The sequence below is a fragment of the Streptomyces taklimakanensis genome (genome assembly GCF_009709575.1).
Taxonomy (GTDB): domain Bacteria; phylum Actinomycetota; class Actinomycetes; order Streptomycetales; family Streptomycetaceae; genus Streptomyces; species Streptomyces taklimakanensis.
This window is the reverse complement of record NZ_WIXO01000001.1, coordinates 901,847-924,284: the sequence shown is the minus strand read 5'-3', so window position 1 is coordinate 924,284 and position 22,438 is coordinate 901,847. Positions and strand designations below refer to the sequence as shown.

Sequence of the window (22,438 nt, the reverse complement as noted above, 5' to 3'; positions counted from 1 at the left end):
GGATGCGTCCGGATAAGGGCGCGGGTGTCCGAAGGGACCGTCGGTCGGGGACGCCCGTGGGGGATCGGTGCCGGCACCTCATCCGACCGCCGCTGAACCGGTGTATTGCGGTGTGGGCGGGGACGTCGGAGGATCACCGGAGGATCCCGGACAGCCGGGGAGCGCCGCGGGAGGGGACGAGGATGACGGGACACACCGGAACACGAGAGCGGGAGATCGGCCGCACCGGGGTGCGGCTCCCGCCGCTGGGCCTGGGGTGCGCGCCCATCGGCAACTTCCGCCGCCCCGTCGGCGAGGAGCGGGCCCGCGCGGTGGTTAAGGCCGCCCTGGAGGAGGGCTGGACCTACCTGGACACCGCGCCGCACTACGGCGTGGGCCTGTCCGAGGAGCGCCTCGGCCGAGCCCTGGCCGGCCGCGACCGCGCCTCGTACGTGATCTCCACCAAGGTCGGACGGCGGCTGCGTCCGCTCCGCCCGGGCGAGGCACCGCCCGACGGCGAGGGCTTCGTGGAGACCCCGCCGCGCGTGCGCGAGTGGGACCTGACCCGGGACGGCGTCCGCGCCACGATCGAGGCGTCCCTGGAGCGGCTGGGCACCGACCGGGTGGAGATCGTGCTGCTGCACGACGTGGAACGGCACGTCCGCGAGGTGTACGAGACGGGCTTCCCCGCGCTGGCCGAACTGCGGGCCGAGGGGCTGGTGGGGGCGATCGGCTTCGGCATGAACCACAGCGACCACCTCGCCCGCTTCGTCGCCGACCTCGACGTCGACGTGGTGCTGTGCGCCGGCCGGTGGACCCTGCTGGACCACCGGGCGGCCGACGACCTGCTGCCGGTGTGCGCCCGGCGCGGCACCTCGGTCGTCGTCGGCGGCGTCTACAACTCCGGGCTGCTCGCCGACCCCCGGCCCGGAGCCCACTACGACTACCGGGAGGCGCCGCCGGAGATGCTGGAGCGGGCGCGGCGGATCCGGGAGGCGTGCGGGGAGTTCGGGGTGCCGCTGCGGGCGGCCGCGCTGCGCTTCCCCTTCGGTCACCCGGCGGTGGCCTCGGTGGTCGTCGGCTGCTCCGCCGAGGAGGAGGTGCGGGACAACGCGCGGATGTTCGCCCACGAGATCCCGGCGGAGATGTGGTCGGCGCTGGTCGAGCGCGGTCTGCTGCGGGACGACCTCCCCCTGCCGGGATGACGGGGCGGCCCGGCGGCGGGCCGGGTGGCGCGGTCCGCCGCGGGAACGGCCCCGGGACGGCGGGGGACGGCGGGGGCGCCATCGCCGTCCCGGGGCCGTCCCGTCTCCGCCCCGGGGCCGCCCCGGGGCGGAGACGGCTCAACTCCGGCGCTTCGCCAGCACCTCCTCGACCCTCCGGCGGACCTCCTCGGTGTCCAGACCGCGGATGGTGAGCGTGGTGCGGCGGCGCAGCACGTCGTCCGCCGTGGCGGCCCACTCGTGGTCCCGCGCGTAGACCACCTGCGCCCAGATCTCCGGGGCGTCCGGGTGGACGCGCTCGCCCAGCGCCGGGTCCTCGTGCACCAGACGGGCGATGTCGAAGGCCAGCGCGCCGTAGTGGGTGGCCAGGTGGCGGGCGGTCAGCGGGTCGAGCCGGGTGCCCGGCTCGCGGTCCACCAGCAGTCGGTGGGCGACCGCGTTCGGGTTGGCCACGCCCGGCAGCGGCACCCGCCGCACCAGTTGGGAGACCGGCACGGTGTCCTCGGTGAACCCGCTCCGCGCGGTTCCCGGCAGCGTCGCCAGCTTCCGCAGCACCGTGCGGCCGATGTGCCGGTAGGTGGTCCACTTGCCGCCCGCGACCGAGAGCATCCCGCCGCGCCCCTCGGTGACGACCGTCTCCCGCCTGGCCGACTCCACGCCCCCGGGACCGCCGGGCAGCACCCGCAGGCCCGCGAAGGCGTACGTCACCAGGTCGGGCGAGAGCTGCTCGTCCCGGACGGAGAACGCGGCCTCGTCCAGGATCTGCCGGACGTCGGCGTCGGTGGCCGACACCTCGGCCGGGTCGCCCTCGTACTCCTCGTCGGTGGTGCCCAGCAGCAGGTGGTCCTCCCAGGGGAGGGCGAAGGTGATGCGGTACTTGTCGACGGGCGTGGCCATCGCGGCCCGCCACGGGGCCGTCCGCTTCAGCACCAGGTGGGCGCCCTTGGAGAGCCGGATACCGGGGGCCGCGCCCGGGTTTTCCATCCGCCGCAGGTGGTCCACCCACGGGCCGGTGGCGTTGAGCACCAGCCGGGCGTCGACGCCGAACTCGGTGCCGTCCAGCCGGTCCCGCAGCTCGGCGCCGGTCACCCGGCCATCGGTGAAGCGCAGGCCCGTGACCTCGGCGTGGTTGAGGACCACGGCACCCGACTCGACGGCGGCGCGGACGGTCATCACCGCGACCCGGGAGTCGTTCATCTGGTGGTCGCCGTAGACCGCGACGGCCTTGAGGCCCTCGGTGCGCAGCGCCGGGTTGTCGGCCGCGGCCCGCGACGGGGAGATCAGCCGCCCCACCCCGTCGCCGAAGGCGGACAGGGCGGAGTAGGCGAAGACGCCCGCGCCCAGCTTGGCCGCGCCGTGCGGACCGCCCCGGTAGACCGGCAGGTGGAAGGTGAGCGGGTTGACCAGGTGCGGGGCCACGTCCTTGGCCAGCACCCGCCGCTCGTGGTGGTTCTCGGCGACCAGCTTCACCGCGCCGGTCTGCAGGTAGCGCAGCCCGCCGTGGACGAGCTTGGAGGAGGCCGAGGAGGTGGCGCCGGCGAAGTCGCCGGCGTCCACCATCGCCACCCTCAGTCCGGACTGCGCCGCGTGCCAGGCCACGGAGGTGCCCAGGATGCCGCCGCCGACGACCAGCAGGTCGAAGACGGCGCCGGCCAGCACCTCCCTGGTCTCGGCGCGGCCGGGGCCGGGGCCCGCCGCCGGGCGCGTCCCGAGGGTGGGAACGCCTCGCATGGTGCTGTTCATCGGGTCACTTCTCCTCTTCGATCCAGCCCATGGACCGCTCCACGGCCTTGAGCCAGTTCCGGTACTCGCGTTCCCGCACGTCCTGTTCCATCCGGGGGGTCCACTCCGCGGCCCGGCGCCAGTTGGCGCGCAGCGCGTCGGTGTCGGGCCAGAAGCCGACGGCCAGGCCGGCGGCGTAGGCGGCCCCCAGACAGGTGGTCTCGGCGACCATCGGCCGCACCACCGGAGCGTCCAGGACGTCCGAGATCTGCTGCATCAGCAGGTTGTTGCTGGTCATGCCGCCGTCCACCTTCAGGGCGGTCAGCTCGACGCCGGAGTCCTTCTCCATCGCGTCGACGATCTCGCGGGTCTGCCAGGCGGTCGCCTCCAACACCGCGCGGGCGAGATGGGCCTTGGTGACGTACCGGGTCAGACCCGCGATGACACCCCGGGCGTCGGAACGCCAGTAGGGGGCGAACAGTCCCGAGAAGGCGGGGACGAAGTAGGCGCCGCCGTTGTCCTCGACCGAGCCGGCCAGCGTCTCGATCTCGGCGGCGCTGTTGATCAGGCCCATCTGGTCGCGCATCCACTGCACCAGGGAGCCGGTGACGGCGATCGAGCCCTCCAGCGCGTACACCGGGGCCTGGTCGCCGATGCGGTAGCCGACGGTGGTCAGTAGCCCGTTGTAGGAGTTGACGGCCTCGGAGCCGGTGTTGAGCAGCAGGAAGGTGCCGGTGCCGTAGGTCGACTTCGCCTCGCCCGACGAGAAGCAGGTCTGGCCGAACAGCGCGGCCTGCTGGTCGCCGAGCGCGGAGGCCACCGGCACGCCCGCCAACTCGCCCCGGGCCTCGCCGTACACCTCGGCCGAGGAGCGGATCTCGGGCAGCATCGCGGTGGGCACGCCCATCGACTCGCAGATGCGCGGGTCCCAGTCCAGGGTGCGCAGGTTCATCAGCAGGGTGCGGGAGGCGTTGGTGACGTCGGTGACGTGCACGCCGCCGTCGGGACCGCCGGTGAGGTTCCAGATCACCCAGGAGTCCATGGTGCCGAAGAGGATCTCGCCGGCCTCGGCGCGCTCGCGCAGACCGGCGACGTTCTCCAGCAGCCAGCGGATCTTCGGGCCCGCGAAGTAGGAGGCCAGCGGCAGGCCGGTCTCACGGCGGAAGCGGTCCTGACCGACGTTGCGGGCCAGTTCCTTGCAGAGGGCGTCGGTGCGGGTGTCCTGCCAGACGATGGCGTTGTGGACCGGTTCGCCGGTGGTCCGGTCCCACAGCAGGGTCGTCTCGCGCTGGTTGGTGATGCCCAGGGCCCGCACGTCCCGGCGGGTGATCTCGGCCTTGCGCAGGGCCTCGGAGACGACCTCCCGGACGTTGGTCCAGATCTCGGCGGCGTCGTGCTCGACCCAGCCCGGCTCGGGGAAGATCTGTCGGTGCTCCTTCTGGCCGACGGAGACCACGCGACCGTCCCGGTCGAAGACGATGCAGCGGCTGGAGGTGGTGCCCTGGTCGATGGCGGCGATGAACTCGCGGCGGGTGTCGCTCATGTCGGAGTGCTCCATGGGGTGGGCGAGTGGTTGCGCGGGCAGGGAGGCGGGTGCCCGGCGGCGCCTGGTCGGCGGTCCGTCCGGGGGCCGGGGTCAGGCGAACGCGAGCCGGTAGATGCCGCCCGCCACGGCTCCGCCCAACAGGGGGCCGACCACCGGCACCCAGGCGTAGCCCCAGTCCGAGCCTCCCTTGTTGGGCAGCGGCAGCAGGGCGTGCACGATACGCGGTCCCAGGTCGCGGGCCGGGTTGATGGCGTACCCGGTCGGGCCGCCCAGCGAGAGGCCGATCCCGACGACGACCAGGGCGGTGATCAGCACGCCGGTGCCAGACAGGGCCAGTCCCTCGGTGAGGCCCTGGGTGAGGATCGCCAGGACGAGGACGGTGGTGGCGATGGTCTCGGTGGCCAGGTTCTGCGCGGGGCTGCGGATCTCGGGGGCGGTGGAGAAGATCCCGAGCACCGGTCCGGGCTCGTCGGAGCGCTGCCTGTCGGCCGCGGCGGTCGCCTGGGCGCCGGGGCCGCCGGTGATCTCGCGGTCGGTCAGGTGCGCCGTGAACTGACCGTAGTAGCACACCCACACCAGCACGGCGCCGAGCATGGCGCCGAGCATCTGGCCGGCGAAGTAGACGGGGACCCGGTTCCACTCGCCGCTCTGCACGGCCACCCCGACGGTGACGGCCGGGTTGAGGTGGGCTCCGGAGGGGCCCAGGGCGATGTAGGCGGCGGTGAGGACGGCGAAGCCCCAGCCGAAGGCGATGGCGACCCAGCCGGCTCCCACCGCCTTGGAGCGCTTGAGGGTGACGGCGGCGCAGACGCCTCCGCCGAGCAGGATGAGCACGGCGGTACCGATGGTCTCGCCCAGGAATATGTCGGAGCTGGACACCCGCGACTCCTTAGTTCGTGTCCGGAGGGAGCCAGATGGAGGACGTGGGGAAGGCGAGCCGATTCCGTTCGGTGTTCGACATTGTCGACCGCCGAACGGCAGTTTTATGCCCGGCGAACACCTCGTCAAGGGTGTGGGCTGCGGCCTGTCGCTCCGTGAACGCCAGGGACAGGGCAAGACGTACCAAAACGCCCGGGAGGGTGTCCGAAGGAACAACGCAAGCGGCCTCGGAGAGGAGGTAAAAGTATGCCAAGCAGAAAAAAAGACCACGCCGTGGCGGAGGGAGACGCGAAGAGGGGGCGGGCGGCTCGGAAGCGAGCCGGAGCGCCGGGGGCGGAGAGGAGGGGAGGGGGTGGGCGTCAGAAGCGTCCCGCGCCCAGGTCGCGGGAGACGGCCCGGGCGCAGTCCCGTACGGCCGCCACCAGGCGCGGCCGGATCGTCCCGTCGACGCACACCCGTTCCACCGCCCCCGTGACGGCCACGGCGCCCACCGGCATCCGCCGGCGGTCGTGGACGGGCGCGGCGATGGAGGCCACGCCCTCCCAGGTCTCCTCCACGTCCGAGCCCCAGCCGCGGGCCCGGGTCAGCTCCAGGACCTCCTCGAACGCCTCCGGTTCGGTGACGGTGCGGGACGTCAGCGCCGTGCGCTCCGCGTCCATGGCCTCGCTGTGCGCCACCGGGTCGTACGCCGCCAGCACCTTGCCCAGCGCGGTGCTGTGCAACGGCTGCATCGCCCCCACCTCCAGCACCTGACGACTGTCGTCGGGACGGAAGACGTGGTGCACGATCAGCACGCCCTGCTGGTGGAGCACCCCCAGGTAGACGCTCTCGCCGCTGGAGCGGGCCAGGTCGTCGGTCCACACCAGGGCGCGGGCGCGCAGCTCGTGGACGTCCAGGTAGCTGTTGCCCAGCCGCAGCAGCTCCGCGCCCAGTTGGTACTTGCCGGAAGCGGGGTCCTGCTCGACGAAGCCCTCCCGCTGGAGGGTGCGCAGCAGGCCGTGGGCGGTGCCCTTGGCCAGGTCCAGGGCGGAGGCGATGTCGGACAGGCCGAGGCGCCGCTCGCCCCCGGCGAGCAGCCGCAGCACGGCCGCCGCCCGCTCCAGCGACTGGATGGTCCGGGCCATCGGCGCCCCTCTCCTCGTGTTCGGTTCTCCGCTGGACATGAAACAGCATTCGACAATGTCGAACGCTATCGGATCATGCCGATGTCGTGGTAGCCGTCCGCCTGGGGAGTCCACGCCTCGGAACACCCGCGCCCCGCGGGGCGTCGACAGATACCCTGGCCGGGTGCGCCTTCCGATGGAAGACGCAAAGCCGACAGCCGTCGCACCTCTGGGAGCCCCTCATGGCAGCCTCGCCGACCCCGCACGCCTCCGACCGGACGCCCACCGCCGGCCCCGAGCCCGCGAACGCGCCGGAGACCACCCGAGCCCGTGTCGCCGCTCTGCGTGAGGCGTTCGCCTCGCGGGTGGTGGTCGCCGACGGGGCGATGGGCACGATGTTGCAGGCGGCCGAGCCCACGCTGGAGGACTTCCAGCAGCTGGAGGGCTGCAACGAGGTGTTGAACGTCACCCGTCCGGACATCGTGGCCTCGGTGCACGAGGCGTACTTCGCGGTGGGTGTGGACTGTGTGGAGACCAACACCTTCGGCGCCAACCACGCGGCGCTCTCGGAGTACGAGATCGCCGACCGGATCGGGGAGCTGTCCGAGGCCGGGGCGCGGATCGCCCGTGAGGTGGCGGACTCCTTCACCGACTCCGACGGTCGGATGCGGTGGGTGCTGGGCTCGATGGGGCCGGGCACCAAGCTGCCCACGCTCGGGCACATCGGGTACGCCACCGTGCGGGACGGTTTCCAGGCGAACGCCGAGGGGCTGGTCGCCGGTGGGGCGGACGCGCTGTTGGTGGAGACCACCCAGGACCTGTTGCAGACCAAGGCGGCGGTGCTGGGTGCGCGGCGGGCGCTGGACGCGCTGGGCGTGGACGTGCCGGTGTTGTGCTCGCTGGCGTTCGAGACGACCGGCACGATGCTGCTGGGCAGTGAGATCGGGGCCGCGTTGGCGGCGTTGGAGCCGCTGGGCATCGACATGATCGGTCTGAACTGCTCGACCGGTCCGGCGGAGATGAGCGAGCACCTGCGTCACCTGTCCCGCCACTCGCGCGTTCCGCTGCTGTGCATGCCCAACGCGGGGCTGCCGGTGCTGACCAAGGACGGTGCGCACTTCCCGTTGGACCCCGAGGGGTTGGCCGAGGCGCAGGAGACGTTCGTGGCCGACTACGGGCTGTCCCTGGTGGGCGGTTGCTGTGGCACCACGCCGGAGCATCTGCGGCAGGTGGTGGAGCGGGTGCGCGGTCTGGTTCCGGCCGAGCGTGATCCGCGTCCGGAGCCGGGGGCGGCCTCGTTGTACCAGGCGGTGCCGTTCCGGCAGGACACCGCGTACCTGGCGATCGGGGAGCGGACGAACGCCAACGGGTCGAAGAAGTTCCGCGAGGCCATGCTGGCCGGGCGGTGGGACGACTGCGTGGAGGTGGCGCGCGAGCAGATCCGCGAGGGCGCGCACATGCTGGACGTGTGCGTGGACTACGTGGGCCGCGACGGGGTGGCGGACATGGCCGAGTTGGCCGGTCGGTTGGCGACGGCCTCCACGCTGCCGATCGTGCTGGACTCCACCGAGCCGGCCGTCATCGCGGCCGGCCTGGAGAAGCTGGGCGGCCGTGCGGTGATCAACTCGGTGAACTACGAGGACGGCGACGGTCCCGACTCGCGGTTCGCGAGGATCACGGCGCTGGCCAAGGAGCACGGTGCGGCGCTGATCGCGCTGACCATCGACGAGGACGGCCAGGCCCGCACCGCCGAACGCAAGGTCGCCGTCGCCGAGCGGTTGATCGCGGACCTGACGGGCAACTGGGGGATCCGCGAGTCGGACATCATCATCGACTGTCTGACGTTCACCATCTGCACCGGCACCGAGGAGTCCCGCGGGGACGGCCTGGCCACGATCGAGGCGATCGGCGAGCTCAAGCGCCGCCACCCGGAGGTCCAGACCACGTTGGGGCTGTCGAACATCTCCTTCGGCCTCAACCCGGCCGCGCGGATGGTACTCAACTCGGTCTTCCTCCACGAGTGCGTCAAGGCCGGGCTGGATTCGGCGATCGTGCACGCGGCGAAGATCCTGCCGATCGCGCGGATTCCGGCCGAGCAGGTCGAGGTCGCCCTGGATCTGATCCACGACCGGCGGCGGGAGGGGTACGACCCCCTCCAGCGGTTCCTGGAACTGTTCGAGGGCGTGGACACCAGGAGCGTGAAGGCCTCCCGGGCCGAGGAGCTGGCGGCGCTGCCGTTGGAGGAGCGGCTCAAGCGGCGGATCATCGACGGTGAGCGAGGCGGTCTGGAGGCGGACCTGGACGCCGCGCTGCGGACGCGTTCGGCGCTGGAGATCGTCAACGAGGTGCTGCTGGAGGGCATGAAGGTCGTCGGCGAGCTGTTCGGTTCCGGGCAGATGCAGTTGCCGTTCGTGCTGACCTCGGCCGAGGTGATGAAGGCGGCGGTGGCGTACCTGGAGCCGCACATGGAGAAGGTGGAGGGGGCCGAGGGCAAGGGCACGATCGTGCTGGCCACCGTGCGCGGCGACGTGCACGACATCGGCAAGAACCTGGTGGACATCATCCTGTCCAACAACGGCTACACGGTGGTCAACCTCGGGATCAAGCAGCCGGTGTCCGCGATCGTGGAGGCCGCCGAGCGGCACAAGGCGGACGTGATCGGGATGTCCGGGCTGTTGGTGAAGTCCACCGTGATCATGAAGGAGAACCTTCAGGAGCTCAACGCCCGCGGCCTGGCGGCGAAGTATCCGGTCATCCTCGGCGGTGCGGCCCTGACCCGTGCCTATGTCGAGCAGGACCTGCACGAGATCTACGCCGGTGAGGTCCGCTACGCGCGGGACGCCTTCGAGGGGCTGCGGCTGATGGACGCCCTGATCGCCGTCAAGCGCGGGGTGCCCGGCGCGAAGTTGCCGGAGCTGCGGCAGCGGCGGGTGCGCGGCACGGCGACGGTGGTCGAGGAGCGGACCGAGTCCGGGCCGGTGCGCTCGGACGTGGCCGTGGACAATCCCGTGCCCACCCCTCCCTTCTGGGGCACCAGGGTGGTCAAGGGCATCCCGCTCAAGGAGTACGCCGCCTGGCTGGACGAGGGCGCGCTGTTCAAGGGCCAGTGGGGGCTCAAGGCCCCTCGCACCGGGGACGGTCCCTCCTACCGGGAGCTGGTGGAGTCCGAGGGGCGCCCGAGGCTGCGCGGTTGGCTGGAGCGGTTGCACACCGAGAACCTGCTGGAGGCGGCGGTGGTCTACGGCTACTTCCCCTGCCACTCCGAGGGGGACGACCTGGTGGTGCTGGACGAGGACGGCGGCGAGCGGTGCCGCTTCACCTTCCCCCGGCAGCGCCGTGGGCGCCGGCTGTGCCTGGCCGACTTCTTCCGTCCGGCGCGGTCGGGCGAGACGGACGTGGTCGGGCTGCAGGTGGTCACCGTCGGCTCCCGCATCGGTGAGGCGACCGCCGAGTTGTTCGCCGCCGACGCCTACCGCGACTACCTGGAGCTGCACGGGCTGTCGGTGCAGCTCGCCGAGGCGCTGGCCGAGTACTGGCACGCCCGGGTGCGTTCCGAGCTGGGGTTCGCCGGGCAGGACCCCGACGCGATCGAGGACATGTTCGCCCTGAAGTACCGCGGGGCCCGTTTCTCGTTGGGGTACGGAGCCTGCCCCGACCTGGAGGATCGCGGCAAGATCGCCGAGCTGCTCCGGCCCGAGCGGATCGGGGTGAAGCTGAGCGAGGAGTTCCAGCTCCACCCCGAGCAGTCCACCGACGCGATCGTCGTCCATCACCCCGAGGCCAAGTACTTCAACGCGCGGTAGTCGGTTGTCCGTCGTAAACTGATCTGTCCGGTACAGGCCGGTCGCCCGTCTCCTCGGGGAGGGCGACCGGCCTTCGTGTCCCTTTCAGGAGGCCCACGGATGACTCGTCCTCGTTCCCGTGTCGATGTTTCCCCCGCTGTCGGCGCCGGCGCCCCCGTTCCCGCCTACGACGGCGGGGCCGCCGGCGCGGGGGCCGTGCCGGCCCTCGGCAGACGGACGGCGGAGCGTACGGCGGTCCGCGGGGTTCGGGCTCCGGCCGGTGCGCTCCAGGCGGTGTTGTTGGACATGGACGGCACTTTGGTGGACACCGAGGGAGTCTGGTGGGAGACCGAGGTCGAGGTGTTCGCCGAGTTGGGGCACGAGTTGGCCGAGGAGCACCGGGAGGTGGTGGTCGGTGGGCCGATGTCCCGCAGTGCGACGTATCTGATTCAGGCCACCGGGGCGGACATCTCCCTGGCGGAGTTGACGGTTCTGCTCAACTCCCGGTTCATCGAGCGTGTCGGACGGGGTGTGGAGCTGATGCCCGGTGCCCGGCGGCTGTTGACGGAGCTGGCCGCGCACGGGGTGCCGGCGGCGTTGGTGTCGGCCTCGCACCGGGAGGTGATCGACCGGGTGTTGGTGTCGTTGGGGGCGGAGCACTTCGCCCTGTCGGTGGCCGGTGACGAGGTGGAGCGGACCAAGCCCCACCCGGATCCCTATGTGGTGGCCGCGTCCCGGTTGGGGGCGGATCCGGCGCGTTGCGTGGTGGTGGAGGACACGGTCACGGGGGTGGCCTCGGCGGAGGCGGCGGGATGCCCGGTGGTGGCGGTGCCGTCGGTGGCGCCGATCGAGTCGGCCGCGGGGCGCACGGTGGTGCCGTCCCTGGAGGAGGTCGACCTGGCTTTTCTGCGCTCGTTGGTGACGGTCGCGCACTGAGCGTGCGGATGTCGCTGCATGATGAATGCGCTTGGAACCGTGAGCAGTGGCGTGTTCATTATCGGTGACGAAAGTGGTGGCCGAATTCCTGCTTTTCATCCAGCAGTTGAATGCGTGACGTTTGTCACGCCGGTTGCGGTGGGTGGGTGGGGCTCCCTGGAACACCGAATGCTTTTTGTCCGTTTCGCGTAATTCTCTTTGTCTGGTTTTGTTCGCGCATGGGTTCATCGCTCCCGTGTCCGGTTATCGGACCGTGTGATCTCGCTATCGGAGCGTGATAATTCCTCGGCGGCTCCCGGGACAAGTGGCGGAGTTCACGGCGACTAATGTCTGTGCCCCGGCCAGAAATTCGGCAACAACCCGGCCGGACGAGGAGACCGTCACCGATGAACCGTAAGACGCTGGTACTGCCCGCCGTGGTGGGCCTGCTCGCTCCCCTCCTTGCCGCCTGCGGCGACGGAGACGGCGGAGGGAACGGTGGAACGATCGTTGTCGGTACCACCGACCGCATCGCGGCCACGGCGGAGGCACCCGCTCCGTTGGATCCCGCGGCGGTCTACGACGTCAGTACCTGGAACGTCTTCCGCAACACCTTCCAGACCCTGCTGAGGATGCCCCGCGCGGGCAACCAGCCGGAGGCGGAGGCCGCCGAGGAGTGCGGCTTCACCGACAAGCGCAGCGCGCGGTACCGCTGCACCCTTAGGGAGGGCCTGACGTTCTCCAACGGTCACGACCTGACCGCCGAGGACGTGGTGTTCTCCGTCGAGCGGATGACCGGCATCGACGACCCGGCCGGACCGGCGTCGCTGCTGGACAACCTCGACCGCGTCGAGGCCCCCTCCGAGCGGGAGGTGGTCTTCCACCTCAAGAAGCCCGACGCCACCTTCCCCTACAAGCTCGCCACCCCGGCCGCGGCGATCGTCGACAGCGAGGTCTACCCGGCCGACGACCTCCTGGAGGGCTACGAGCTCACCGGATCGGGCCCGTACGTGCTGGAGTCCTTCGACGCCGACAGCGGCAAGGTGGTGTTGGCCCGCAACCAGAAGTACCGCGGCGGGCTGGAACCGGCGAACGGCCGGGTCGAGCTGCGCTTCTTCGAGGACTCCGGGGACCTGGAGAAGGCCCTGCTCGACGGCCGCGTCGACGTGGTGAACCGCACCCTGTCACCCGAACAGATCGGCCGGCTGGAGAGCGACCGCGACGACGGCGTCGAGGTCGCCGAGATGTCCGGACAGGAGATCCGCTACCTCGTCTTCGCCACCGAGGACGAGACCGTCGGCGACACCGCCGTGCGTCGCGCCATCGCCCAGGTCGTGGACCGCGGCGAGCTGGTGCGCGACGTGTACGACCGCACCGCCGAGCCGCTGTACTCCATCGTGCCCAGCGGCCTGACCGGGCACCACAACTCCTTCTTCAACACCTACGGCGAGCCGGACGCGAAGGCCGCGCGCGCCATCCTGGAACGCGCCGGCGTCCACACCCCGGTCGACATCAAGCTCACCTACACCGTCGACCACTACGGCCCGGCCACCGAGGAGGAGTTCGAGACGCTGGCCCGGCAGCTCAACGAGACGGGGCTGTTCAAGGCGACCGTCGAGGGCGTGCCGTGGAAGACGTACCTGCCCACCGCCAGGAAGCAGCAGTACGAGATCTACGGCATGGGCTGGTTCCCCGACTTCCCCGACCCGGACAACTTCGTCGCGCCCTTCTTCGGCGAGGACAACTTCCTGGGGTCCCCGTACGAGAACGACGAGATCCGCGAGCAGCTCATCCCGCGGACCCGGGTGAAGGACCAGCGCGACACCGCGGTCGAGGACTTCGTCCGCGCCCAGGACATCGTCGCCAAGGAGGTTCCCCTGCTGCCGCTGTGGCAGGGCAAGCAGTACGTCGCGGCCCGTGAGGACATCACGGGCGTGGAATGGGCGCTCAACTCCGCCTCGGTCCTCCAACTGTGGGAACTGGGACGCGGCGTGCAGGCGTGAGGGCGGCGGCCGCGGTGGCCCGGGGACGGTTCCGGGCCGCGCGGTCGCCGCGCGCAACGGGGGCAGGAGCAGCACGGAAACAGGTCACGGATGGGGATGGACACGTGAGGAAAAGGGCTCGTTGGGGGGCGCTTCCGGTCGGTGTGGGCCTGACGGCCGCGCTGCTGACCGGATGCGGTGAGGAGAAGGGCGCGGGCGCCGGCGAGGGCGAGCGGATCGTGATGGGCATGACCGACGAGGTCCTGGCCGTCGATCCCGCGTCCGGGTACGACCCCGGCTCCTGGCTGGTCTTCAACAACGTCTTCCAGTCGCTGCTCAGCTTCCCCAAGGACGGGACCACGCCGCAGCCCGAGGCCGCCGAGGAGTGCGAGTTCACCGACTCCAGGAGCCGGGTCTTCCGCTGCACCCTCCAGGAGGGGCTGAAGTTCACCAACGGCAACCCGCTCACCTCGCAGGACGTGAAGTTCTCCTTCGAGCGGACCCTGCGCATCAACGACCCCGACGGGCCGGCCGTGATGCTCTCCAGCATCGAGAGGATCGACACCCCCGACGAGCGGACCGTGGTCTTCCACCTCGACCGGCCCGACGCCACCTTCCCGCAGAAGATCGCCTCCGGCGCCGGCTCGATCGTCGATCACCGCGCCTACCCGGCCGACGAGCTGCGCACCGACGGCGAGGCCGTCGGTTCGGGCGTCTACCGGCTGGACTCCTACGGCGAGGAGGAGGCCGTCTTCTCCGTCAACCCGGACTACAAGGGGCCCGCCGAGGTCGACAACTCCGGGATGACCATGAAGTTCTTCCACGGGGACCAGGCGGCGCTGAAGAAGGCCCTGCAGAACGGCGAGGTCGACCTCGCCTACCGCGGTCTGGCCATGGACGACATCGCCGACCTGGAGGCGGCCGGCGGCGAGAACGGCATCGAGGTCGTCCAGGGCACCGGAGCCGAGGTGCACCACCTGGTGTTCAACATGGACCACCCGGTCGCCGGGAAGAAGGGCGTCCGCCAGGCCTTCGCCTACCTGCTGGACCGCTCCGCGCTGGTCCGCGACGTCTACCGGCGCACCGCCGAGCCGCTGTACTCCATCGTCCCCGCCGGAATCACCGGCCACAACACGGCCTTCTTCGACACCTACGGCGAGCGTCCGCAGCCGGAGAAGGCCAAGGCCGCCCTGCGGGCCGAGGGCATCACCGAGAAGGTGAGGCTGACCCTGTGGGGCACCCCGGTGCGCTACGGCCCCGCCAAGATCCGGGAGCTGGAGGAGATCGCCCAGCAGCTCAACGCCAGCGGTCTGTTCGAGGTCGACGTCAAGAGCGTGGAGCTGGACCAGTACGAGAAGGACATCGACGCGGGCGAGTACGGGGTGTACGTCAAGGGCTGGGTGCCCGACTACCCCGACGCCGACAACTTCACCGCGCCCTTCTTCGGCGAGGACAACGTGCTGCGCAACGGCTACGACGCCGGTCGGATCACCTCCGAGCTCCTGCCGCGCACCGCCTCGGCGAGCGACCGCGCCGCCACCGTCGAGGACTTCGGCACCGTCCAGGACATCGTCGCCCGTGATGTGCCGGTCCTGCCCGTCTGGCAGGGCAAGCAGTACGCCGTGGCGCACGAGGACGTCTCCGGCCTGGAGTGGACGCTGGACGCCTCGACCGTCTTCCGCTTCTGGGAGATCGGCAAGGGCGCCGGGGACTGACCCCGGCCCCCGACGGACCGGCCCGGTGCCCTCCCCGGAGGGGGACGGCACCGGGCCGGTCCGCTTCCGGGCTACGGCCGGGAGCCGGGGCGGACCAGCCCGCTCTCGTAGGCGTACACCGCGGCCTGTACCCGGTCGCGCAGGCCCAGCTTGGTCAACACGTGCCCGACGTGGGTCTTCACCGTCGTCTCGCTGACGAACAGGTCGGCGGCGATCTCGGCGTTCGACAGGCCGCGCGCCACCAGCTTGAGGACCTCCACCTCGCGCTCGGTCAGCGTGCCCAGGGTGTCGGGCACCTGTTCCTCGCCCGTGGGCAGCTTCCCGGCGTACTTGTCCAGCAGCCGGCGGGTGACACTGGGCGCCAGCATCGCGTCGCCGGCGGCCACCACCCGGATCGCCTGTACCAGCTCACCGGCCGGGGCGTCCTTGAGGAGGAACCCGGAGGCGCCCGCGCGCAGCGCCTCCACCACGTACTCGTCCAGGTCGAACGTGGTGAGCACCAGCACCCTGGCGGGGCCGTCCTTGGCCGGGCCGGTGATCTGCCGGGTCGCCTCCACGCCGTCCATCCGCGGCATGCGGATGTCCATCAGCACCACGTCCGGCTGGAGCGCCCGCACCTGCTCCAACGCCTGGAGGCCGTCCCCGGCCTCGCCCACCACGGCGATGTCTCCCTCGGCCTCCAGGATCATCCGGAAGCCGGTGCGCAGCAGCGGCTGGTCGTCCACCAGCAGGACGCGAATTGCCACGGGAACTCCTAACGGGGCGTGGGGCCTGGGCCGTCCCATTCTCGCCCAGCGGGCTCCGGGCTCCGCGTCCGGGAGGCTTCCGGGCCGGCCGCGCCACCGTCCTCGCCCGCTCCCGCGCCCGGCCCGCCGCCCGGAGCGTCCTCGGGGGCGCCCAGTGGCAGGCGCGGCTGGATCATCAGCGGATACGGCGGGGGAGTGCCCCCGAACTCGGGGCAGAGCGCCTGGTGGGCGCACCAGCCGCACAGCGGTCCCCGCCTCGGCCGCCACTCGCCCGTCTCGGTCGCCCGCCGGATCGCGTCCCACAGGGCCAGCAGCTTGCGCTCCACGCCGCGCAGGTCGTCCTCGTCGGGGTCGTAGGTCAGCACGTCGCCGCTGCCCAGGTAGACCAGCTGCAGCCGGCGCGGGACGGTGCCGCGCAGCCGCCACAGGACCAGAGCGTAGAACTTCATCTGGAACAGCGCCCCGGCCGCGTACTCCGGACGGGGGGCCTTGCCCGTCTTGTAGTCGACGATCCGCACCTCGCCGGTGGGCGCCACGTCCACCCGGTCGATGATCCCGCGCAGCCGCAGCCCCGACTCCAGCCTCGCCTCCACGAACAGCTCGCGCTCGGCGGGCTCCAGCCTCGTCGGGTCCTCCAGGGAGAACCACCGCTCGACCAGCTCCTCGGCCTCCGCCAGCCAGTGGGCGAGCTCGGCGTCGTCCGCCGCGCCCCCGTCCCCCTCGTCGCCGGCGGTGAACAGCTCCGCCAGCTCCGGGCGCCGGGCCAGCAGCCGCTCCCACTCCCGCACCACCATCGCGCGGGCCCGCGGCACACTGCGTTCGCGGGCCGGGGAGTCGAAGAGCCGCTCCAGGACCGCGTGCACCACCGTTCCCCGGGTGGCCGCCGGGGTCGGTTTCTCGGGCAGCTTGTCGATCACCCGGAAGCGGTACAGCAGCGGACACTGCATGAAGTCCGCGGCCCGCGAGGGCGACAGGGAGTTGGGCGGCGAGGCCTGCGAGGACGCCGTGCCGGTTGCCGGATGGGAGACCATGGGGAAAGACCCTACGACCTCGCACCGACACACCGCCGCTTACCATCGGTGGCGTACCCCTTCGCACCCCCCTCGCACCGCACGACCGCGGGGGCAGCACCAGCGGGCGCGAGGGCACCTTCTACGAGGGGAACCCGTGGCGGACACGGACAACAGCGGACGGCCGGAGCCCGGTTCCGGCCCATCGGCGAACGGCAGGCCGAAGCGTCCGCGCGAGAGCGGCGGCGGCATCCTCATGGGCCGCCCCTTCGGCGTGCCCGTCTACGTCGCGCCGAGCTGGTTCGTCGTCGCCGCGCTGATCACCTGGGTCTTCGGCGGGCAGCTGGAGCGCGTCCTGCCCGAGCTGGGCGGCGCCCGCTACCTGGTGTCACTGTTCTTCGCGGTCGCCTTCTACGCCTCCGTCCTGGTCCACGAGCTGGCCCACACCGTGGCGGCCCTGCGCTTCAAGCTCCCGGTGCGCCGCATCCAGCTGCAGTTCTTCGGCGGGGTGTCGGAGATCGAGAAGGAGACCGAGAGCCCGGGCCGGGAGTTCGTCCTGGCCTTCGTCGGACCGCTGTTCTCCCTGGTGCTGTCGGGGCTGTTCTACCTCGCCCTGTTCGCCGTGGAGTCCGGCACGGTGCCGGCGGTGCTGCTGGCCGGGCTGATGGTCTCCAACCTGATCGTCGCCGCGTTCAACCTGCTGCCCGGTCTGCCGCTGGACGGCGGACGGATGCTGCGCGCGGTGATCTGGAAACTCAGCGGCAGGGCCATGACCGGCACCGTCGCCGCGGCCTGGACGGGGCGGGCGCTGGCCGTCGCCGTCCTGGTCGGGATGCCGCTGCTCAGCTACGCCGGCGGGTACACCGAGGAGGGCTTCGGCAGCAGCGACTCCCTCATCGACGCCCTGCTGGCCGCGATCCTCGCCGCGATCATCTGGACGGGGGCCGGCAACAGCCTGCGGATGGCCCGGCTGCGCGAGCGCCTGCCGGAGCTGAGCGCCCGCGCCCTGGCCCGCCGCGCCGTGCCCGTCACCTCGGACACGCCCCTGTCGGAGGGGCTGCGCCGCGCCAACGTGGCCGGGGCCCGTGCCCTGGTGGTCGTGGACGGCCAGGGCGATCCGATCGCCATCGTCCGCGAGTCCGCCATCGCCGGCGTGCCCGGGCACCGTCGCCCCTGGGTGGCGGTGAGCACCCTCGCCCAGGACATCACCGAGGGCATGCGGGTGTGGGCCGAGCTGGCCGGCGAGGAACTGCTGGACCACCTGCGGGCCACCCCCGCCAGCGAGTACCTGGTGGTCGAGGGGAACGGCGACGTCTACGGGGTGCTCTCGGCCGGTGACGTCGAGCGGGCCTTCGTGGCCGCCATGGCCAAGCCCACCGCGCCCTGACCCGACCCCGGGCCCCGCCCGCCGTGGGGCCGGGGCCTCGATTACGGACCGGGCACCGGCCTGGACTACCCTTGCCCCCATGTCCGAACCGACCGGTGCCGCCCGCCGTCGCGGGCCCTTCCAGGTCGGGGACCAGGTCCAGCTCACCGATCCCAAGGGACGCCACTACACCTTCACGCTCGAGGCGGGCAAGAGCTTCCACACCCACAAGGGAGCCTTCCCCCACGACGAGCTGATCGGTGCTCCCGAGGGCACGGTCGTCCGTACCACGGGAAACGTCGCCTACCTCGCGCTGCGTCCCCTGCTCCCCGACTACGTCCTGTCCATGCCGCGCGGCGCGGCCGTCGTCTACCCCAAGGACGCGGGGCAGATCCTCGCGATGGCCGACATCTTCCCCGGCGCGCGCGTCGTCGAGGCGGGTGTCGGCTCCGGCTCGCTGAGCACGTTCCTGCTGCGGGCCGTCGGCGACCAGGGAATGCTGCACTCCTACGAGCGCCGCGCCGACTTCGCCGACATCGCCCGGCAGAACGTCGAGCGGTACTTCGGCGGACCGCACCCCGCCTGGCGGCTGACCGTCGGCGACCTCCAGGACAACCTGTCCGACACCGATGTCGACCGGGTCATCCTGGACATGCTCGCCCCCTGGGAGTGTCTGGAGGCCGTCTCCAAGGCCCTCGTGCCCGGCGGCATCCTGTGCGCCTACGTCGCCACCACCACCCAGCTCGCCCGCACCGTGGAGTCCATCCGCGAGCACGGCACCTTCAACGAGCCGACGGCCTGGGAGACCATGGTCCGCACCTGGCACGTCGAGGGCCTGGCCGTCCGCCCCGACCACCGCATGATCGGGCACACCGGCTTCCTGCTCACCGCCCGTCGTCTCGCCGACGGCGTCGAGCCCCCGATGCGTCGCCGCCGCCCGGCGAAGGGCGCCTACGGGGAGGACTACACCGGTCCCGGAGGCGGCTCGGGCCGCGGCTGACCCCTCTCCTCCTCCGTCCGAGTGAAGCGGGCTCCGCCGCACGGCGGGAACGGAACGGGCACCCGGCGTTCCGCCCCGGTGTGACGTATGGCACGATGCTGGGCACCCCCGGCCGCCCGATCCCAGGAGTCGACCGCGTGCAGCTCCCGGCAGACTCTGTGCCCTCCCCGTCGAACCCCTCCGCCGCTTCCCCGGGCCCCGTCCCCGACGTGCCCGACCCGTCGAACGCGTCCGCGTCCGTTCCTCGCCAACCCGGCCCCGGTCTCCTGCGCGCTTTTCCTCCACCGTCCTCCCCGCCGTCTTCCCCCGGCGGCCCGTCCCACGCCCGTTCCCGCCCGCTGCACTGGCTGGTGACGGCCGCCGCGCTGGCCGGTGTGCTGGGCGGTACGGCGCTGCTGGGGCCCACGGGTGCCACCGCCACGCCCTCGGAGCGGCCCGCCGCCCCGGCTCCCGGTCCGGACGCGGACACGGCGCGTTACCCGCTGGACTGTGGTCCGACGGGGGCGGAGGTGATCGACCGGGCGACCGCGGACCTCGACGGCGACGGGCGGGCCGAGACGGTGGCGGTGGTGCGCTGCCCCGCGGGGATCGGAACCCCGCCCAGCGGGATGTACGTCCTGGCGCACCCCACGGCCGAGGGGGAGCGACCGCGGATCGCCGAGACCCTGGTGGACCCGGGCGAGGACATGTCCGTGCAGGACCTGGCCGTCCACGACCGAACGATCTCCGCCAGACTGCTGGGCTACTCGTCGTCCGACGTGCCCCGTTGCTGCCCCGACCTGGCGCGCGACGTCGAATGGAACTGGCGGGACGGGAAGTTCGTGCTCCGGGCGGCGCCGCCGGCCGGGAGCGTGTGAGCCCTCACCGTCCGCCGGCGGCGCCGCGCGTCACGCGGCGGCGTCGGGGCCGTGCACCTCGACGCCGTCCGAGGCGCGCCGCACGTGGATGCACTCGCCTGGGCACTCCCGGGCGGAGTCCACCACGTCGTTCAGCAGCGGCAGCGGGACGGGCGCGGCCGCTCCGGGCTCGGTCAGCAGGTCCGCCTCCTCGCCCGCGGGGGCCGGGGGCTTGACGTAGGCCAGCCCGTCGATGTCCAGCTCGAAGACGTCGGGCGCGTACTGCGCGCAGATGCCGTCTCCGGTGCACAGGTCCTGGTCGATCCAGACTTCCAGTTCCGAGAGCTGCTCGTGCTGCGCGCCCATGTACTGCCTGCCGTTCCTGCGCTCGTGGCCGGTCCGCGTGACGGAATTCCGACGTGATGTTGGCGGAATAGAGCCACCCGTGAGGGGGGTTGACGCCTCCGACGATACAACCGGCCGCTTTCCGGCGAGGTTGGGTGGGTATTCACCCGGGGTAAGGGAGTGCGCAAGGGTGAAGATCAGACACACCCCGACCGTGTTTGTGATCTAGGGGTTTCAACCCCCACGGGTCCAGGTAGGGTCAGGAAGCGTCCAGCTCCCCTTGGAGGAGGTGAGGACCGTGGCAGCCCACGACGACGACATCAACCGCGGTATCCGGCCCGAACGGGGTTCCGACGACCCGGCAGGCCAGGTTGCCCATCTCGAGCAGGAGATCGCCGTCCTGCGCCGCAAGCTCGCCGACTCTCCGCGGCACACTCGGATTCTCGAGGAGCGGATCGTCGAGCTGCAGACGAACCTGGCCGGCGTGTCCGCGCAGAACGAGCGGCTCGCCAACACCCTCCGTGAGGCTCGCGACCAGATCGTGGCCCTCAAGGAGGAGGTCGACCGGTTGGCCCAGCCACCGGCCGGTTTCGGGGTCTTCCTGCAGGCGAACGAGGACGGTACGGCCGACATCTTCACCGGTGGGCGCAAGCTCCGGGTGAACGTCAGCCCCAGCGTCGACCTCGGCGAGCTCAAGCGTGGCCAGGAGGTCATGCTCAACGAGGCGCTGAACGTGGTCGAGGCGATGAAGTTCGAACGGGCCGGGGACATCGTCACCCTCAAGGAGGTCCTGGAGGACGGCGAGCGGGCCCTGGTGATAGGGCACACCGACGAGGAACGCGTGGTGAGGCTCGCCGAGCCGCTCATGGACGCCACGCTCCGGGCCGGTGACGCGCTGTTGCTGGAACCGCGCTCCGGGTACGTCTACGAGGTCGTTCCCAAGAGCGAGGTCGAGGAGCTCGTCCTCGAAGAGGTCCCGGACATCGACTACGAGAAGATCGGTGGTCTGGGTGGGCAGATCGAGCTGATCCGTGACGCGGTGGAGCTGCCCTACCTCTACCCGGACCTGTTCAAGGAGCACGAACTCCGGCCTCCCAAGGGCGTGCTGCTGTACGGCCCGCCCGGCTGCGGCAAGACGCTGATCGCCAAGGCCGTCGCCAACTCCCTCGCCAAGAAGGTCGCCGAGGTGACCGGGCAGCCCCAGGGGAAGAGCTACTTCCTCAACATCAAGGGCCCCGAGCTGCTCAACAAGTACGTCGGCGAGACGGAGCGGCACATCCGGCTGGTCTTCCAGCGGGCCAGGGAGAAGGCGAGCGAGGGCACGCCCGTCATCGTCTTCTTCGACGAGATGGACTCCCTCTTCCGGACTCGCGGCTCCGGTGTCAGCTCGGACGTGGAGAACACCATCGTCCCGCAGCTGCTGTCGGAGATCGACGGTGTGGAGGGCCTGGAGAACGTCATCGTCATCGGCGCCTCCAACCGCGAGGACATGATCGACCCGGCGATCCTGCGCCCGGGCCGACTGGACGTGAAGATCAAGATCGAGCGTCCGGACGCCGAGGCCGCCAAGGACATCTTCTCGAAGTACCTGACCCCGAACCTCCCGCTGCACGCGGACGACCTCGCGGAGCACAACAACGACCCCGAGGCCACCGTCGACGGGATGATCCAGTCGGTCGTCGAGCAGATGTACGCCGAATCCGAGGAGAACCGCTTCCTGGAGGTCACCTACGCCAACGGTGACAAGGAGGTCCTGTACTTCAAGGACTTCAACTCCGGAGCGATGATCCAGAACATCGTCGACCGGGCCAAGAAGATGGCGATCAAGGCCTACCTGGACCACAACCAGAAGGGTCTGCGGGTCTCCCACCTGCTCGCCGCCTGTGTGGACGAGTTCAAGGAGAACGAGGACCTGCCCAACACCACCAACCCCGACGACTGGGCCCGCATCTCCGGCAAGAAGGGCGAGCGGATCGTCTTCATCCGCACCCTGGTCACCGGAAAGCAGGGCGCGGACACCGGACGCTCCATCGACACGGTGGCCAACACCGGCCAGTACCTGTAGCAGACGCCGTCCGGCTGCGGATCCCGTCCCCGTTCCCGACGCGGACGGGGTCCGCAGCCGGGTCTTTTCCACATCCGATCCCCACGATCCCACGACAAGACACGGGAAATCCGCAGTGATCTCCCATCCACGCTCCGACCGTCCTAGGCTCGACCCCACCGCCGCGCACGGTGCGGGACCGGGGGCCGGGTTCGGGCCGGGAGCGCAGCGGGACTTGAGCGGAG

The 22,438-nt window shown here is 71.3% G+C and carries 16 protein-coding genes; 9 read left to right on the top strand and 7 right to left on the bottom strand.

Features of this window, described 5'->3' with window-relative positions:
• Positions 1 to 182: 182 nt before the first annotated feature.
• Positions 183 to 1,184 carry an aldo/keto reductase gene (locus F0L17_RS04085; RefSeq protein WP_155070001.1) on the top strand — a complete coding sequence of 334 codons (1,002 nt, stop codon included), beginning with the start codon at positions 183 to 185 and terminating at the stop codon, positions 1,182 to 1,184.
• 138 nt (positions 1,185 to 1,322) lie between these two features.
• On the opposite strand, the gene F0L17_RS04080 is transcribed toward F0L17_RS04085, so the two are convergent.
• The 4 genes from F0L17_RS04080 to F0L17_RS04065 all read right to left on the bottom strand — a co-directional run bounded on the left by F0L17_RS04080 (position 1,323) and on the right by F0L17_RS04065 (position 6,473).
• Positions 1,323 to 2,945, bottom strand: a complete 1,623-nt coding sequence (locus F0L17_RS04080; RefSeq protein WP_155070000.1) for a glycerol-3-phosphate dehydrogenase/oxidase — start codon at positions 2,943 to 2,945, stop codon at positions 1,323 to 1,325.
• Positions 2,946 to 2,949: 4 nt separating this feature from the next.
• Positions 2,950 to 4,467, bottom strand: a complete 1,518-nt coding sequence (gene glpK / locus F0L17_RS04075) for a glycerol kinase GlpK (RefSeq protein ID WP_155069999.1) — start codon at positions 4,465 to 4,467, stop codon at positions 2,950 to 2,952.
• A gap of 93 nt (positions 4,468 to 4,560) precedes the next feature.
• A complete protein-coding gene (locus F0L17_RS04070; protein WP_162465766.1) occupies positions 4,561 to 5,349 on the bottom strand; it encodes an aquaporin in 789 nt (262 codons plus the stop codon).
• Between the two features lie 359 nt (positions 5,350 to 5,708).
• Positions 5,709 to 6,473 (bottom strand): IclR family transcriptional regulator, encoded by a 765-nt coding sequence (locus tag F0L17_RS04065; RefSeq protein ID WP_155069998.1) that lies wholly within the window; start codon positions 6,471 to 6,473, stop codon positions 5,709 to 5,711.
• A 221-nt stretch (positions 6,474 to 6,694) separates the two neighbouring features.
• Between F0L17_RS04065 and metH the strand changes: the two genes are divergently transcribed.
• The 4 genes from metH to F0L17_RS04045 all read left to right on the top strand — a co-directional run bounded on the left by metH (position 6,695) and on the right by F0L17_RS04045 (position 14,846).
• On the top strand, positions 6,695 to 10,255 hold the full coding sequence (metH, locus tag F0L17_RS04060) for a methionine synthase (protein ID WP_155069997.1): 3,561 nt from the start codon (positions 6,695 to 6,697) through the stop codon (positions 10,253 to 10,255).
• Between the two features lie 195 nt (positions 10,256 to 10,450).
• Positions 10,451 to 11,170 carry an HAD family hydrolase gene (locus F0L17_RS04055; RefSeq protein ID WP_420802462.1) on the top strand — a complete coding sequence of 240 codons (720 nt, stop codon included), beginning with the start codon at positions 10,451 to 10,453 and terminating at the stop codon, positions 11,168 to 11,170.
• Between the two features lie 386 nt (positions 11,171 to 11,556).
• A complete protein-coding gene (locus F0L17_RS04050) occupies positions 11,557 to 13,152 on the top strand; it encodes an ABC transporter substrate-binding protein (RefSeq protein WP_155069995.1) in 1,596 nt (531 codons plus the stop codon).
• Positions 13,153 to 13,256: 104 nt separating this feature from the next.
• The gene (locus F0L17_RS04045) at positions 13,257 to 14,846 is read left to right on the top strand and encodes an ABC transporter substrate-binding protein (RefSeq protein WP_162465765.1); all 1,590 of its coding nucleotides are present in this window, start codon (positions 13,257 to 13,259) and stop codon (positions 14,844 to 14,846) included.
• Positions 14,847 to 14,917: 71 nt separating this feature from the next.
• Here the strand turns inward: F0L17_RS04045 and F0L17_RS04040 are convergent, their stop codons facing one another.
• The gene (locus F0L17_RS04040; protein ID WP_162465764.1) at positions 14,918 to 15,592 is read right to left on the bottom strand and encodes a response regulator; all 675 of its coding nucleotides are present in this window, start codon (positions 15,590 to 15,592) and stop codon (positions 14,918 to 14,920) included.
• A gap of 8 nt (positions 15,593 to 15,600) precedes the next feature.
• Positions 15,601 to 16,623: a RecB family exonuclease gene (locus tag F0L17_RS04035; RefSeq protein ID WP_155069992.1), complete on the bottom strand. Its 1,023-nt coding sequence runs from the start codon at positions 16,621 to 16,623 to the stop codon at positions 15,601 to 15,603.
• Positions 16,624 to 16,759: 136 nt separating this feature from the next.
• On the opposite strand from F0L17_RS04035, the gene F0L17_RS04030 reads away from it, so the two are divergent.
• From F0L17_RS04030 to F0L17_RS04020, 3 genes are all read left to right on the top strand, one after another.
• Positions 16,760 to 17,989, top strand: coding sequence for a site-2 protease family protein (locus F0L17_RS04030; protein WP_420802375.1), 1,230 nt, complete (start codon positions 16,760 to 16,762; stop codon positions 17,987 to 17,989).
• 79 nt (positions 17,990 to 18,068) lie between these two features.
• The gene (locus tag F0L17_RS04025) at positions 18,069 to 18,968 is read left to right on the top strand and encodes a tRNA (adenine-N1)-methyltransferase (RefSeq protein ID WP_155069990.1); all 900 of its coding nucleotides are present in this window, start codon (positions 18,069 to 18,071) and stop codon (positions 18,966 to 18,968) included.
• A 350-nt stretch (positions 18,969 to 19,318) separates the two neighbouring features.
• Positions 19,319 to 19,825 carry a hypothetical protein gene (locus F0L17_RS04020; protein ID WP_338017940.1) on the top strand — a complete coding sequence of 169 codons (507 nt, stop codon included), beginning with the start codon at positions 19,319 to 19,321 and terminating at the stop codon, positions 19,823 to 19,825.
• Positions 19,826 to 19,855: 30 nt separating this feature from the next.
• Here F0L17_RS04020 and F0L17_RS04015 read toward each other — a convergent pair whose 3' ends face one another.
• Positions 19,856 to 20,170 carry a ferredoxin gene (locus F0L17_RS04015; protein ID WP_155069989.1) on the bottom strand — a complete coding sequence of 105 codons (315 nt, stop codon included), beginning with the start codon at positions 20,168 to 20,170 and terminating at the stop codon, positions 19,856 to 19,858.
• Positions 20,171 to 20,447: 277 nt separating this feature from the next.
• Between F0L17_RS04015 and arc the strand changes: the two genes are divergently transcribed.
• Positions 20,448 to 22,214: a proteasome ATPase gene (gene arc, locus F0L17_RS04010; protein ID WP_162465763.1), complete on the top strand. Its 1,767-nt coding sequence runs from the start codon at positions 20,448 to 20,450 to the stop codon at positions 22,212 to 22,214.
• Positions 22,215 to 22,438: the final 224 nt, after the last annotated feature.